The sequence below is a fragment of the Desulfonatronum thiodismutans genome, from assembly GCF_000717475.1.
GTDB classification, from domain to species: Bacteria; Desulfobacterota; Desulfovibrionia; order Desulfovibrionales; family Desulfonatronaceae; genus Desulfonatronum; species Desulfonatronum thiodismutans.
Genome location: NZ_JPIK01000010.1, coordinates 43,377 through 58,165 on the forward strand (window position 1 = coordinate 43,377; position 14,789 = coordinate 58,165).

Annotated in this window: 11 protein-coding genes; 10 read left to right on the forward strand and 1 reads right to left on the reverse strand. The window is 49.1% G+C overall.

Annotated features, from left to right (window positions below; translation table 11 throughout):
* Nucleotides 1-3: 3 nt before the first annotated feature.
* From GY33_RS19710 to GY33_RS0107370, 10 genes are all read left to right on the forward strand, one after another.
* Nucleotides 4-705, forward strand: coding sequence for a hypothetical protein (locus GY33_RS19710; RefSeq protein ID WP_051822395.1), 702 nt, complete (start codon nt 4-6; stop codon nt 703-705).
* Nucleotides 706-804: 99 nt separating this feature from the next.
* The gene (locus tag GY33_RS0107330; protein ID WP_031386714.1) at nt 805-2,049 is read left to right on the forward strand and encodes a glycosyltransferase family 4 protein; all 1,245 of its coding nucleotides are present in this window, start codon (nt 805-807) and stop codon (nt 2,047-2,049) included.
* A 40-nt stretch (nt 2,050-2,089) separates the two neighbouring features.
* Nucleotides 2,090-2,944 (forward strand): hypothetical protein, encoded by an 855-nt coding sequence (locus tag GY33_RS20965; protein WP_152555124.1) that lies wholly within the window; start codon nt 2,090-2,092, stop codon nt 2,942-2,944.
* Nucleotides 2,937-4,247, forward strand: a complete 1,311-nt coding sequence (locus tag GY33_RS0107335) for a hypothetical protein (protein ID WP_152555125.1) — start codon at nt 2,937-2,939, stop codon at nt 4,245-4,247. Before GY33_RS20965 ends, GY33_RS0107335 begins: the two co-directional genes overlap by 8 nt.
* Nucleotides 4,248-4,252: 5 nt before the next feature.
* Nucleotides 4,253-5,359 carry a glycosyltransferase gene (locus GY33_RS0107340; protein WP_031386716.1) on the forward strand — a complete coding sequence of 369 codons (1,107 nt, stop codon included), beginning with the start codon at nt 4,253-4,255 and terminating at the stop codon, nt 5,357-5,359.
* 1,749 nt (nt 5,360-7,108) lie between these two features.
* Complete coding sequence (locus GY33_RS0107350) at nt 7,109-8,293, forward strand: glycosyltransferase family 4 protein (protein ID WP_031386718.1); 1,185 nt, start codon at nt 7,109-7,111, stop codon at nt 8,291-8,293.
* Nucleotides 8,294-8,374: 81 nt separating this feature from the next.
* Nucleotides 8,375-9,493 carry a glycosyltransferase gene (locus GY33_RS0107355; protein WP_084184919.1) on the forward strand — a complete coding sequence of 373 codons (1,119 nt, stop codon included), beginning with the start codon at nt 8,375-8,377 and terminating at the stop codon, nt 9,491-9,493.
* A 20-nt stretch (nt 9,494-9,513) separates the two neighbouring features.
* Nucleotides 9,514-10,146: a PA14 domain-containing protein gene (locus GY33_RS0107360; protein WP_161788452.1), complete on the forward strand. Its 633-nt coding sequence runs from the start codon at nt 9,514-9,516 to the stop codon at nt 10,144-10,146.
* Between the two features lie 62 nt (nt 10,147-10,208).
* On the forward strand, nt 10,209-12,056 hold the full coding sequence (locus GY33_RS0107365; protein ID WP_031386721.1) for a hypothetical protein: 1,848 nt from the start codon (nt 10,209-10,211) through the stop codon (nt 12,054-12,056).
* Between the two features lie 208 nt (nt 12,057-12,264).
* Complete coding sequence (locus GY33_RS0107370; protein WP_152555126.1) at nt 12,265-14,019, forward strand: hypothetical protein; 1,755 nt, start codon at nt 12,265-12,267, stop codon at nt 14,017-14,019.
* Between the two features lie 31 nt (nt 14,020-14,050).
* Here the strand turns inward: GY33_RS0107370 and GY33_RS0107375 are convergent, their stop codons facing one another.
* A complete protein-coding gene (locus tag GY33_RS0107375) occupies nt 14,051-14,788 on the reverse strand; it encodes an SDR family oxidoreductase (protein WP_031386723.1) in 738 nt (245 codons plus the stop codon).
* Between the last annotated feature and the right edge of the window lies 1 nt (nt 14,789).

Here is a 14,789-nt window from a genome sequence, read left to right on the forward strand (position 1 = left end):
AACATGTATATTTTTTTTAAAAAACTTGCTCACCATTTCCAAAATGGTTCATGTACCTTTGTGGCCAAGAATCTTTTTTTGGCATTCGTACGGACTGTTGGGAGATATGGCCATATAATAAAAAGAGATATAGGCAATCGTTTCTTCTATGGAACAGAGGCTCCGACGTTTTGCGAGAGAATATGGGTCGATGCAACAAAGGTGGATTGGTATATCACAAACCAAGAGATAATCAGAGTCACGGGTGAGCATCGAAATTTAGCCAGTGGAAGGGTTGTTGACTGGAGCAAGTTGAAAGAGTTTAAGCCGTTACGAAATGAATCCAAGATAGATTTTTGTTACAGACATTGGGATGAAGGGCATTCATGGGATGAACTTGGCTATTATGAATACATGAGCCGCGCTCATCGTCACCGAAACGACACGCGGCAAACAATCATTGATCGCTTTGCCATGCTCGACCATGCTTTTGAGCAAAGTCGCGCAACGGGCACGTTGCAAACACGCTCTGAGCTTGACCCTTCCAGTTTTCGTGAGGAGAGCGGTGTTTTGATACATATCGGAGAAAACGGCGTGCCGTATTTCGGAGGCAATGGTTTCCACAGAATGGCCATTGCAAAAATTTTGAATTTGAAAAGATTTCCCGCGTGCATTGGGGTGGTCGATAGAGCTGCTATTCCGTTATTGAATCGATACCGTTCGTAACTTTTTAACGACTGCTTGGAGTTTCTGTTTTGAGAGTTTATTGCGCATATTTTCATCCAGGTCTGCATAGCTCTAAGGTTTTCCAAGGAAGTTATTGCCGTGAGTTATGACTTAAAGGTCGCCATGCTTATCTGGAGCTATTGGCCTGGCCATGAAGGTGGTGCTGAGCGGCAGTGTCGAAAAATTATCCCATATCTGGAGCGTCGAGGAATTCAGGTTGTTGTCTGGACGGCGAGGACGCAGAGAAAGCAACGCCGGAGGGAAATGGTTGGTGATCATGAGATAGTTCGCATGGGAAGGGCTGTTCCACTTATGACCGCAGCCCGTGGGTGGGTGGAAAAACTGTTGGCGATTGTTCTTCGGAGAACGAACCTCCAGGGGCGTGGCCAAGCACTCAGACGAGAGGCGTTATTGTTTTGGCTTGGTTTGCCGCTGATGTTCATAGCCAAAGCCATTTTCTTGCTGGAGTTGTGGTTTTGGCTGCGTAGGGCTGAAAACCGCCCTGACGTAATACATGTCCACGAGTCTTCCTGGCTGGCTGGAGCCGCGGCATTTTTTGCCCGGCGTTATGGAATCCCTGTCTTGGCCAAAACGGCGTTATACCCTGCGTGGAATGTTCTGGGTTATGATGTCCCAATGAGACGCACCTTTTCGAAAGCCCGACGGGAATGCCATTTTGCTGCTCTGGCCCCGTATCTTGCCGAGGATCTCATCACTCACGGAGTCCCTCGGGAGCGAATTTTCGAGGTACCTAATGGAGTTGAGATACCGGAGCGAATCGCTGATTTTTCTTCAGAGAAAGTTGTTTTGTTCGTAGCCAATTTCTCCCAGGGCGTGGAGCACAAAGCGTTCGATGTTTTATTGAATGCGTGGAATATTGTTGTTAGGGAGGAGCCTTCAGCGTTGCTGAAAATATTGGGTGGGGGAGATCGTACTCAATGGGAAAACATGGTTAAGTTTTTGCGATTGGAATCTTCAGTGGATTTTGTTGGATGGGTTGATGCTCCTTCAGAGCATTATCGTCTTTCCTCAATATTTGTTTTACCATCAGGTCGAGAGGGGATATCCAATGCTTTGTTGGAGGCGCAGAGCTACGGACTTCCCTGTGTTGTTTCAGATATCCCAGGAAATATTGCAATAATAGAGCATGGAGTAAATGGAATCGTTGTTTCAGCTGGAAATGTCGAGCAGCTTGCAAAAGCAATTCTGCTTTTACTAAGCGATTCAGAATTGATTAAAAAAATGGGATATGCTGGTCGATATAAAATGATTAAGAATTTTAATCTGCAAAATGTTGCGGATATTATTGTAAATGTTTATGAGAAAATTTATTTTGTGCGTTAATCGATTGAAACTCATAAAGATGGATTGCATGTTGTAAAAAATGTTTTATTTAAAAAAAAATTTCTTAGTAGATTTTATTGGTCAATCTGGAAGTGGAAAAAGTACAATAATAGAGCTTGTTGCAGATAGTATCAACAAAAGCATAGCACTATCTGGAAGTAGATGTTATGTGGCGCGTAACGTTGATTTTTTTTCATATTTTATGATTTTTAATTTTCTTTTGCATCATCCGCGGATACTAAAATATTATAAGCTAATTTGCAAAAATAGTAAGCTTAGTATTCCGATATATTCGCGTTGGATTTTGCTTCTTGCAAGACATTCTTGGTATAAGAATAGTTTTTCATTTTATAAAGAAAATACTATATATCTTTTTGATGAAGGCTTGGTGCACCATTTGCCAAAATGGAGTGACAATGTGTCTGACGATTTTTTATTATCCTGTTCATTGCCGAACATTGTAGTGCAGCTTAATACAAATCCAATACAGGCAATTTATAGAAAATTGAATAGATCGAAGCCTTTGGGCCAGCATAAAATTAAGAAAGGGAAAAGGAAGTTTGAGAAAGCACTTCAATTGACGAAAATTCTCTTAAAAGAGCAGAAAGATGATGATGTTCGGATATTTTTAAGAGACTGGTCAATGAAAAATTGTTATACATCTTTTACAGATTTTGAAATTAATTCTATTTTATATCGTGCAAAAGATAATAGTTTTAAAGAAAAAAAAATGATTTTTAGAAAATCTAGCACGGACTCATTGCGGGTTTCTCTTGAAAAAAATGGCATTTCATTTTTGAAATTTGATACAAGTGATAATTTTTTAATGGATAGTGTTGTTCATTCTATTTCTTGTAAAATTGTCGAACACATTAAAAATTATACTAATGTTTAAATTTAAAGGGAATTTTTGGCAAATCGCCATTTATTTTATTTGCCTGGCGCTTCATGTCGTCTATTTATTTGTATTGTTGTATTTAGCGCCGCTTGATCAATGGAACTGGCAGAGTGGGGACACGGGATCGTATCTTCGTCCTGCGGAATCATTTCTGCAGGAAGGCGTGTTTGCCCGCCATGGAGAGCCTGATTATCGGAGGACTATTGGGTATCCGCTTTTTCTCGCAGGGACGCTCAAAGTGGCAGAAGTCACGGGTGTCGAATGGCGAATTGTGGTTTATGCCGCGCAGGCTCTGATGTTTGCCCTTGCCTATCCGGCTATTTTTATTATCGCGACCACATTGTTTGGCATGGGGTGCCGCTCAGCATTGGCATGTGTTGCCTTGACCATCTTATGCGGGGCTTTTGTCAGTTATGTGCCCATCATCCTGTCCGATGCCTTGTTTGCAACGACGTTAATCTGCGGAGTCGCCTGTGGATTGATGGCATTGGAACGTCGTAGCCTTGCCTGGGGCATGGCCCATCTTGCTTTAATCACCTATGCCGCGAATGTGCGGCCCATGCTGGCTTTTTTTCCGCTTGCGGCTGTTTGCATGCATTGGGCTTTGGTCAAGAGCCGAGGGTGGGCCGAAGAGCGCGGTGTCCGAGTTTTAATCGTGTTTATGTTCGTGACCACCTTGGTGGGCGTGCAAACCCCGGCATTGCGGAACTGGGTGAATCATGGCGTGTTCACACCGACGGAAATCGGTTCGATCAACCTCTATGATTATCTGGCCAAGGACGTATTAAGAATGAAGGGGCAGACGGATCGATATGAGGAGACACGAGAGCGTATCCAGCAACTTGCAGGGGCGGAGAATCTTGAAAAACGGATAGCTTTTCGAAAGCAGGAAGCCTTGCAGGTTTACTATGAATATCCTTTAGAGACGGCTGGATTCCTGAGTTACTTTACAGTTGTAAATTCTATCGAGATGCACTGGCAGAACTTTTTCTATCTGTTCAAGCAAACATGGCATCGTGATTATGAAGATGGTTCCGTTTTGTGGAGTCCAATTCCTTTTTTGTTAGCCATTTTTTTTATTATATTTTATGGCAATGTTTACTTAATCGCTCTGTTGCAATTTCTAGTCTCAAGAAAGAATATCTATGTCTTTCTTTCCATTTTTTTCTTCATAATTCCGTATGCATTTTGTGGGACAAATTACCAGGGTGCCCGTTTTAGGCTTTGGCTGGAGCCTTTTGTTCTTATGGCTTTTGTATTTCAATTAGTTAACATTAAAGAAAAATTTCTGACAAGGTAATTACAATGGGTTCTTATTCCACACAAGTTTCTTTATCATTAGTCATCCCCTGCTATAACGAAGAGAAAACGCTGCAAAAATGTGTTGAAAGAGTTCAGGGCATTGCCGATACATGGCTCAACCTGGAATTGATCATAGTTGATGACTGTTCACGGGACAGCAGCGTGCAGGTGGCGGAGGAACTTGTCAGGCGGTATGACAATGTACGGCTTCTGCGCCATGACAAGAACCAGGGCAAAGGTGCAGCCTTGCGCACCGGCTTTGCCCAGGCTTCCGGGGATTTCGTAGGCGTTCAGGACGCGGACCTGGAGTATGACCCCATGGACCTGCGCCGGCTTGTTGTGCCGTTGGCTGAAGGCCGCGCGGACGTTGTCTTCGGTTCCCGTTATCTTTATTCAGGGGAGCGTCGTGTCCTGTATTTTTGGCACAGCCAAATGAACAGGGTCTTGACGTTCCTCTCGAACATGTTCAGCGACCTCGGGCTCACGGACATGGAGACCTGCTACAAGCTCTTCCGGCGTGAAATTATCCAGTCAATACCCATTGAAGAGAATCGTTTCGGATTTGAACCCGAAATAGTGGCCAAAATCGGGGACAGAGGGTGCCGTGTCTACGAGATGCCTGTTTCCTATCAGGGCCGGACGTATGCGGAAGGCAAAAAAATAAATTGGAAAGATGGAGTTCGCGCACTCTATTGTATTTTGCACTACGGAGCGCACAGGTCGCCCCTGCCCATGCAATTCTTGATCTATGTTTTCATCGGCGGCATAGCCGCGGTGTTTAATCTTCTGCTTTTTCTCCTTCTCATGCCGCACCTTTCCGTTGGATTTTCGGCAATCACAGCGTTTTATGCCGCGGCGGCAGTGAATTACTGGCTGTGCACCCATCTTTTGTTCAAAAAGCATGTTCGCTGGAAATCGTGGACCGAACAGGCTGTGTACTATGCGGCTGTAACCGCTATTGCCGTCGTGGACATGACAATGACCAAAGGATTGATAGCCATTGGCATGACAGCGGCAGGCTCAAAGCTGGCCGCCTCCGGCATTGGCCTGATCCTCAACTTCCTGGCCAGGCGTTATTTGGTATTCCCGGAAAAGCGGGTGAAAGTGTGACTTCAGATGACCAGCAATCTTCATCCTGGGCCGCACTGATCCAGAGCATGCCGCTTATGCTCACGGTCGGCGCCGGGTTCCTTCTCGCATTGGCCGCGGCTGTTTCCCTGCAACTGCACGACGACTCTTTTGCGCATTTCGTGCGCAGCATTCAACATGTTGCTGGCTTTTCATGGAATGATTTCGTGCTGGACACCTGGAACCGGCCCTTGCCGACCCTGATCTACGGAATCGTCGGACAGCTGGGAATTTTTCCGGCCCGGGCCGCAAGCGTGGCCCTGGTCGTCGCCATGGCCTACTGTGTTCATCGCAGCGCCCAAACCTTATGGGGGACAAAGTTTCCGGCCATAGCGACGCTGGCGTTTGTTCTGGCCCAGAGCGCGCTTTTGACCCATGCCCACTTGACCATGACCGAGCAGTTGGCCGCTTCTTTTCTGGGCATGGGCTTGTTTTTGATACTTTCAGGCCGTTTCTATCTTGGTGCAGTCCTCTGGGGCTTGATGCCCCTGGCTCGGGCAGAGACCGTGCTCTTTTTGGCATGGCTTAGTCTTTGCGTTTTGTGGCTTTTTGTTCAACGCCATGGGCTTGGGGAAGCCTGTAGAAAGATCATCCCATGGGGGATCTTCGCCTGGGCACCGTTTGGCATTTGGTGGGTTTCCGGCTTCTTGATCAAGGGCGAGCTGGGGTGGATGACCCCTGGTTATGTCTATCTGCGTTCGTTTCCACCGGACTCGTTCTGGTTGATCAACGGGTTCAGCGGCTTGCCTTCCGCGTTGCAGGCACCGCTGATTTTTTTGTCCATCGTCGGGCTCTGTGGGGTTGTTTCCGGCATCAAATCCAGGGAAACATTTTTTTTATCCAACCTGCCTTTGTGGGGCATGGCCTTGGGTTGTATCCTGATCCACTTGGTTTTCGTCTCTCTTGTGGTGGTTTATCCACGGAGCAGCGGTTGGGCGGATATCGGCTTGGCGGCGATCAATTACAGAAACTACGTGAATATTGCTCCACTGCTGGCGCTGCTCGTCTATGGCGGTGCGCACATGCTTCTGAGTGCCGTGCCGATGGCGCGACGTGTTCGCTTTGCGGCATTGTTGGCGACACTCCTCCTGTTGATTGCGTTTTGGCTCTTCCACTGGCGGCTCAAGTTCGGGCCGGACTGGATCATTGCCGCCTGGTGCGTGGTGCAGGGGGGCTTTGCTCTGTTGGCCTATTGGTGTTTCTGGCCGCCCAGGGGCAAGGCTTCATTTGCTTGGCTCAAAGTGGCCGGCGTGTGCCTCCTGGCCGGATTTCTTTCATACCCATTTTACTGGTACCCGTTGCGGTTTCAGGACAGAGCGGAAATCATGCACCGTGAGTTGGGTGCCTGGTTGCAGCAGAACGAGCCCAAACCCTGGCCGAGGATCATTCAGGACTTGTCCGGAAGCGGAGCTTCGGAGTGGTTGTGGGATGTTGAACCCGGGAGCACACTTTGGAGCTATCCAGCCCAGTTTGGGCGTCGGATTGCCGCGGCCGCGCCGGGGACGCTCATTGTCCTGGAAACAGATTCTTCGGGCGTCCCGCTAGGCAAGTATCCCCGTGACCTTGTGCAGGTGCTGCAAGCCCCTGGGTTTGAAATGACGGCGATATACCTTCCGGATAAGCCATTGGGACGATTGGAGTATGTGTTGACCAATTTTTCCAGGTATAACAAGTTAACCGGTTGGATAATATTTAGGAAAGACATCGATACTGTCAGGTAAGGAAAGCTTTGTGAATATCTTGTTTTTATTCGATGCAGAGGCGTTTGGCGGGCATGAGATCACTGCATTGGCGGCAATGGAGGGGCTTGCCGATGACGCTAGATATTCAGTAACTGCTTTGCATACCAAACGAAATCAACACTTGATAACTGCCCTGAAGGAATTGTCCCGGCGCTACACTCGGGTCCGGACAGTTTTTGTGACAGTGAATAATTGCTTCTCAGAATCTGTTGACGCTCTGCGGCATGGAGGTCGTACTCGCACAATTGCTCATGCAATCCGTTCTTTGAATCCGGAGTTGGTTGTCAATGTCCAGGGATTCATAACAATCGGGCTTTGCGCCACGGCGGCATGTCGGCTTTTGGGCGTCCCGGTTGTTTCATATGTCCCGATGGTTCATAAGCTCTGGCGTATTCGCCCCTCAGTGATGTCCTTTGTTCATGACGTTGCGAACCGATACTGGTATTCATGTCCTTCGGCATATATTACAACCAGCGAAAGAATGAAAATTAAGCTTACGCATGAGCATTGCGTGGATGTAAAAAAGGTTGGTGTCGCTGAGTATGGACCGAATATTTCGACTCTTCCAGCAATCGATAAAAATGCGGCCAGGGCTGAGTTGGGCTGGTCAAATGGATATCATGTCGGCATTGTTGGAAGAATTGAGTTTGTCCAAAAGAGACAAGATTTTTTGATTCGTGCTATATCAAAGTATCAAAAAGAACTTCGAGGGCTCCAGTTTGTGATCGTAGGTGACGGGCCAAACTTGGATGATGCTGTTCAGTTGGTCCACAAACACAATCTTGGAGAGATGATTCGCTTCATGGAATGGCAAAGCGACATGTGGAGGGTTTACCCAGCATTGGATGCTTTGCTCCTGCCCTCAAGATATGAGGGGGTGCCTCTCGTGATGATGGAGGCTATGTTTTATCGGGTTCCAGTATTGGCTTCTAATGTGGATGGTATGCGTGACTTCTTGCCTGTTGAGTGTTTGTTTCGTGAGGGGTGTGATTCGGATATGATATCAAAAATGAAAAAACTGTCCACCACTGTGACCTCTGAAACGCTGGACCAGCTTGCCGGTCTCGTCAGGGATAGACTTAATACCAAGATTTTTCGCGACTCCTTTGTTCGAGAAATTTTGCGGATCCACGAACTGTTGACAATAAAAACGGATAGCACTCAAGTCCTTTAACATCCTGTGGATTTAGAATTTGTCAATACTCTGTAACACCGTCGACTTGCAGGTTTTTGTTGGCAAACGTTGAGATCATTCATGCGTTCGGTAGTCCTTATCCCTTACTGTCCGCTTCCCATCAATACGGGCGCAAAGGCCGAGATGTGGAAGCATTTGAATATCCTTCACGGATTGGGGCCGTGCACCATCGCTTCCGCCAGGAGACGACCGGTGGGGTTGGGATGGACACCGCGGTATGAGCAAGAGATCCGGAATCGCGGCTTTGACCTTGTTTTTCGCGAAGATTGCATCAGGCTCGGCCTCCTTCAGGTTTATGGCTTTTTTTATGGTCTTTTTTGCAAGGGGCTCGGCCTGGATCGAGCCTTTGGTCATTCCAACCCCTATCACCGCCACGCCTTTCCCGCGGGATGGCTGCATGAGCTGTCAACGCAGTTTGATCTGGCGGTGATTAATTATAGTCACTGGGGGCACTTGCCCTGTGCTTGTCCCAAGGTCGTGGTTCTTCACGACCTGGTTTCCGATGTTTCCTGGGAAGGGGCGAAGCGGGAAACGATAGATCTTGGCTCAGCCGATCTTTTGGTCGTTATTTCCCTGGATGAGGAAAAAGCGCTAAACCAACGCGGCATTTTCAAGACATTATGGAGCCCGCCCTCGGTCGATGCAACGGAAATTCCGCTAAACTCCACAGTAGGTTTGGTGGGTTCGGGTAGCCTATTTAATATTGAAGGCCTGCATTGGCTGGAGAGGGCTCTGGGTAGAGACGGGACGGCAAATATTCCGATCCGGGTGTATGGAGGTCTTGCCAACCATGTCCGTTCCAAGGCATTTGCCCCTGTTGGTTGCTATGAAGATCCGATGCAACCGTATATGGATTGCGGCGTCGTCCTGATGCCTACAGCCGAGGGAACAGGCGTGCAAATCAAGGCCGTGGAGGCCCTGGCCGCAGGCCGGGCCATTATTGCCAGAAAAGGGGCCATGCGCGGGTTGCCGCCCGGAGAAGGGGCATGGATTGAAGTGGATTCCCCGCGGGACATGGTTCTAGCCGCTTTGCGGCTGCAAGCTGATCAGTCGTCAAGAGAGGCGCTGGCGAGCAAGGCCAGGTCGTACTATGAGCAATGGCTGGACAGTGCTCAAATCAAGGCTTCGCTCAAAAAAGTCTACACTCGGCTTGGCATGGGGATTGTGCCGCGTCGATAAGGGCGCTTTCGGCGAGTCCCTTGGCCAGGAAGTTCAAACGCAAAGAATGTCCAATGTTCACGTTCATGATGCAACTTAACTTGAAAGCAAAACCTTTTTTCGAACGCCATGCCAAGGCCCTCTCTTGGGTTTTCGCGCTCTTCTTGCTTCTCTCCGCCATAAAGACGGCCCCTTTTCTCATTGGCACATCAATTCAGATTGTCCAACGTGTGTACGTGGAACTTGCCCCAGGTGGGCTTGTTGTTCAATACTATGAAGACACGGAGTTCAAATCTTTGGTGCGTAGCCGAAGCGAGCGAGCGGTTGATAAGCGGTATTATGTGGACAGAATTGCCAGAGGGGTGTCCACCGCCCATTTTGGGGCTGTTTGGGAGGGATACCTGGTCGTTCCGGAGGATGGCGAGTATGGCTTCTTTATGCAGTCCATGGATGGATCCAGGATGTATCTCAATGGTGAGCTCATAGTAGATCATTGGGAGAGCAGGAATTGGGCTCCAGGGAAACATGGACGGGCGGACTTGGAGTCTGGAAGGCAACATATTCGCATTGAACATGTTGTCTATGAAGGGCCTGCTGCGATTCGTCTGCGCTGGGTCGGCCCCACAATACCTCCGGACACGGTTTTATCCGTGCCACATATTGTCAAGGAATAGAGCTATGCGCGAGAAATACCGCACGCTCGTGCGAATTACGATACTGTTCAGAGGGGAAACACGTGTTTTTGCTTGAGTGGCTGTTGTCCTCAAGCTTTTTGTGGGCCCTGGCGATTCTTTTTTGGCGCGGGGTTCGGGGCTTAGGGGCCGGGTTGGACATTTTAAGTCTTGTGTTTTTAAACCTTTTCCTGGTCAGTGGGGCTGTCATGGCCACAGGTCTAGCCGGTGTTTTCAGTGCCCACTGGCTGGCCGGCTTGTCGGGCGCCGGTTTGATCGTGCTGCTCACGGCCGGACGTTCGTCTCTATGGCGTGGCCTTCGTTCCCTGCGGTTGACGTTGCGGCGCATGGAGGTTCGTGCTCGCCCGCATCCCGTGCATCTGACCCTTTTGGCTGCATGCGTCACGATTCTGCTGGTCAGGATGGGGGTGCACATCTGGTTTCTGCCCCCATATATTTGGGATGTGAACACGTACCATCTTCCGAAGGTGGCGGAATGGATTCAGAGTGCCAGCCTTGCGTTGCCTCACATGCCGGTTAAACGTGTTTACTGGCCTGGAGGATTCGAGCTGGTCCAAGCGTGGTGGGCTGTCTTTCCGCACCATGATGCAGTCATTGAGGCCGCGGGCCTTCCCTTCTACGGATTGGCCGTTGGCGCTGTTTATGTTCTGGCAAGAGGACTTGGCCTGGGGCCTGCTCCCTCGGCATGGTGCGCGTTTGCCTACGCCTTGACGCCGGGGCTGGCCATGAATGCCGTGAGCGCCAAGAATGACATTGCTGTGGCAGCGCTTTATCTCTTTTTGGCAGCCCTGTGGATCAGGCCGGTGCCCTCGAAGCTTGCGGCAAGAAGGTGGTTGTTGTCTTTTGCAGCTGTCTGCATGGGAGTCGGCGTCAAGCCGACCATGGTGTTCATTTTTCCCGGTCTTGCCCTGATTGCGTTGCTGGGTTTACGCAAGAGCGATTTTCTTTTTATACGCCATATTCGTTTTTCCGGTTGGGTGTTGAGCATTGTACTGATTTCCTTGATGCTCGGGGGGTACTGGTATGCCCGCAATGCAGTCGTTTACGGAAACCCCTTTCACCCGACCTCCCTGCGCGTGGCTGAACAAGTAGTCACTGGACGTGGTGGAAGCGGAGGTGGGCAGCAAGGTTCCTTTAGCATTGAGTCGGCCAAGGAGGACATCCGAAATCTTTTTTCACGCAAGATTTTTGATGCCGGTGGTCAGTACAATTCTGACTTGGCGTCTATGACAGGCTGGGGGTGGTTTGCTTTTGCTTGCGGATGGCCTGCCGTATTGTTCTGCTTGTTCCTGCACCGGTCTTTTCTTCTGCTTGCCGGAGGGTTTTTGTTTTCCTTCCTTCTTCTCCTGGGCTGGGTTGATCCGGACCCGTGGAACATGCGCTTTGCGCAATGGTTTCCAGCCATCGCGGCCCTTGGCGTCGGCGTTCTGCTCAGCCATACCATTATCGTGCCGACCATCAGGCGAGCTCTTATCCTGTTGGCGATCTGGACAACCATGCTCAACGGTCTTGGAATTGTTGGGAACGGCTACTCTACAGTCGATGACTGGAGAAATTTTATTCAAACCCCGGTGAAGGATCGTTCAAGTAATGCACCATTGCAGAGGCAGATTGCTGAAAGGGTGCCGGAGGGTGAACGGATGGCTTTTTTCGTGGAAAGCAATGACCGGTTTTACCCGCTTTATCATCCTGATTTTTCTCGAGATCTTGTTTACCCGGACGACAGAAGCAGAGGGTTTGCCGTGGCCATGCGCGAGTACGGGGTGAGATATTTATTTTTTGGGGAATGGGTCAAGCACAAGAGAATGCGTGCAGTCCTTGATGATGATTTGGAGAATGAGCGCCTCGTGCCTCTCGGTCGAGGTGTTTTCGTGCTTGCTGACGAGAATTGAATGCTGTAATGGCCTGCCATGATTAAAAGAAATTTTTGTAAGACAATTGCCCATTGGGCATGTGGCTTGGTACTTCTTTTTGCTTCCTCGTATTTGTATATGATGTATTTTGAGAAGAAATGGAAAGATACAATTACGTTCACATTATCATTGGTTGATTATTTTTTCTGAATATTTACTGTGTAACGCTGAAATCATTTAGCATAAAATGCGTTCATTTTTTCTTCGCCGCGGTACGAATATCATTCTTGCCTTGTGGGTCATGGTAAGTATTGCATCTGTTGCTGCCATGTATCATCTCTGGTTTGAAAGAGAATTTGCAATTTATTTTGGAAAAACAGCTTCATCAAAGCAAGAGCAGATTTTTATATTGTCTGGTCTGCCCTTGAAATCATTAAGTATTGCAAAAGACATTGATCTCTGTTGGCCAATAGATGCCGAATATAAATTTGATGGCTCTGGGGTTATGTCGTCATACATGAAGTATCTTGTCATCCCACGTATCCCATCTGGTTCAGAATACTATAAAATATCAGAAGAAAAAAATAAATATCATGCCCAGCCCCCTCTTGATGAATGCGTCAATTCTGAACAGGTGGCTCAATTTTCCACAGTAAAGCCGACTCCGTCAGGCCTTTTTTTCTCATTGCTCATCATTATTCTTGTCTCCACCGGGCTTCGGAATGGAATTAGGCAATTGAAATTAAGCATTCCCGAGTCCATGGCAGTAGCGATTTTTGGGATCTATTTACTTGTTGTTCTTAGCAAGGGGGTGTTTGGCTCCATGCAGTGGGCAGGTTGGGCCGCTGTGGGGGCAAGCCTTGTTTCCTTGGGATATATTGCTAAGACTCGAGTCCAGTCAGGGCCTGTCTCATTTGGTCTTTCCAGTTTCAAGTTTTCTTGGGAGTCGGCATTACTTATCTTGCTGATTTTCTTTTTCTGTTTGTGGTCTTTTCTGATGGCCGTGATTGTTGGGCCGGATGACTGGGATGCCTGGGCGCAGTGGGGACCAAAGGCAAAAATACTTGCCATGGAATACGCTTCTCTTGCGAGTGTCCGATATTTCGTGCCGGGCTCCGGAGATTATCCCTTGTTATGGCCTGCCTTGTGGGCGTTCAGCGGATGGGCCGCCGGCGGCTGGGAAGACCAGTGGAGCAAGGGCTGGGGACCGATACTGCTCGTGTTGACATCATGGCAACTGGGACTGATTGCCTTTAGAGCTTCCGGGCGGGCAGCATATGGATTGCTGGTTGCTGCTTTGTGGGTGAGTATGCCGGCCGTCCCTCTGGTCGCTTCTTGGGCTTACGCCGAGGCGCCGTTATGGCTTATGCTGGTTTGCGCGATGTCTCGGTTGTTGAGCTGGCAGGTGTCCAAGAACCCTGTGGATATATCCGTTGCAGGTATCTTTGTTGCTGCTGCGGCATGTACGAAGAATGAGGGCGTACTTTTTGCGTTTATAGTTTGCATCTGGACGCTTATGCAAAGCAGATCAGTCCGCGAAGCCTTCGCCCCCCTGGCTGCACTGTGTATCCCTCTGGCGTTTTTCTGGGGGCCATGGATGCTCTATACCCGTTTGGTCATGGAGACGTCGAATCATGCGCTCTGGTTTTTGGGGAGCGGCTGGGTACCGGCCTTTTCGGACTTTGGCAGCGCAGCACTGCAAGTCTTTACAATTTGGAAGGATATCCGGCAATGGAATTTGGTCTTGCCAGTGCTGATACTTGCTTCGATGGTGTTGGTATTCCGTGGCGATCGAGCAAGTAGGATCAATCTCTTGATTCCTTTTGCGATGTTGTTTTCCAGTTTTATTATTGCACTATTCCACGGCCCAAACTGGTCCTGGCAGATCGGAGTGGCCTGGAATAGATTGACCATGCAGAGCCTTATCTTGCTCCTGCCGGTTTTGGTTCATGGATTTCTGATGCAAGGGCTTGCAAAGGTGAAAAAACCGCTGGCTGGCTGACGCCTCTGAGCGCATCCCACTGTGAACGGCATCAAATGTTCATTCTTCTAAAAAACACACCAGGAATACTGCGAATAATCGCCATGATCCACCGCCAGAACCATGGCGTATAGACGATGGACTTTCCTTTATCCACCGCCTTGACGATATCCGCGGCGACCCTGTCGGGGCCGACCAAAAGCAGTTTCGGCAAGGCCAGTCCCTGGGTCATGGGCGTGTCCACAAATCCAGGTTTGATGGTCAGGACATGCACGCCGGACTTGAACAACCTGGCTCTCATTCCCTCGCAAAAGGCGTTCACCGAGGCCTTGGCAGATCCGTAAAGGTAGTTTGAAGACCTGCCTCGGTCGCCCGCTACCGATGAAATCACGGCGATTGTCCCGGAACCTTGGGATTCCAGGCGATTGGCCAAAAGAGTCAGCAGGGCGATCACGCTGAGGCCGTTGGTTGAGAATTCCCGCAGCATAAGGCCCACGTCCCGTTGACAAGCCTGTTGATCCGGCAAAGTGCCGTGCGCCACGAGCACGACATCCACCTTGCCCATTATCGAAAAGCAGGCCTTAATCATGGCTTCATGATCGTCAAATGCATTTACATCCAAGACATGGTGATGAGTGGCGCTTGCACCTCTGACCAGAAGGTCGTCACCAATTTGCTGTAAATGGTCTTTGTTTCGTCCGACCAGAAAAAAACTCGCCTGACTTGCGGCCCAGCGGCGGGCGCTGGCCGTGGCTATGGCCGATGTGGCGCCAATGATCAAAATATTCATG

Bases quoted from the DNA above. Each gene is read 5' to 3' on its own strand.
- GY33_RS19710 (WP_051822395.1), top strand. From the start codon at position 4: ATGTATATTTTTTTTAAAAAACTTGCTCACCATTTCCAAAATGGTTCA.
- GY33_RS20965 (WP_152555124.1), top strand. From the start codon at position 2,090: ATGTTTTATTTAAAAAAAAATTTCTTAGTAGATTTTATTGGTCAATCT.
- GY33_RS0107335 (WP_152555125.1), top strand. From the start codon at position 2,937: ATGTTTAAATTTAAAGGGAATTTTTGGCAAATCGCCATTTATTTTATT.
- GY33_RS0107340 (WP_031386716.1), top strand. From the start codon at position 4,253: ATGGGTTCTTATTCCACACAAGTTTCTTTATCATTAGTCATCCCCTGC.
- GY33_RS0107355 (WP_084184919.1), top strand. From the start codon at position 8,375: ATGCGTTCGGTAGTCCTTATCCCTTACTGTCCGCTTCCCATCAATACG.
- GY33_RS0107370 (WP_152555126.1), top strand. From the start codon at position 12,265: ATGCGTTCATTTTTTCTTCGCCGCGGTACGAATATCATTCTTGCCTTG.
- GY33_RS0107375 (WP_031386723.1), bottom strand. From the start codon at position 14,788: ATGAATATTTTGATCATTGGCGCCACATCGGCCATAGCCACGGCCAGC.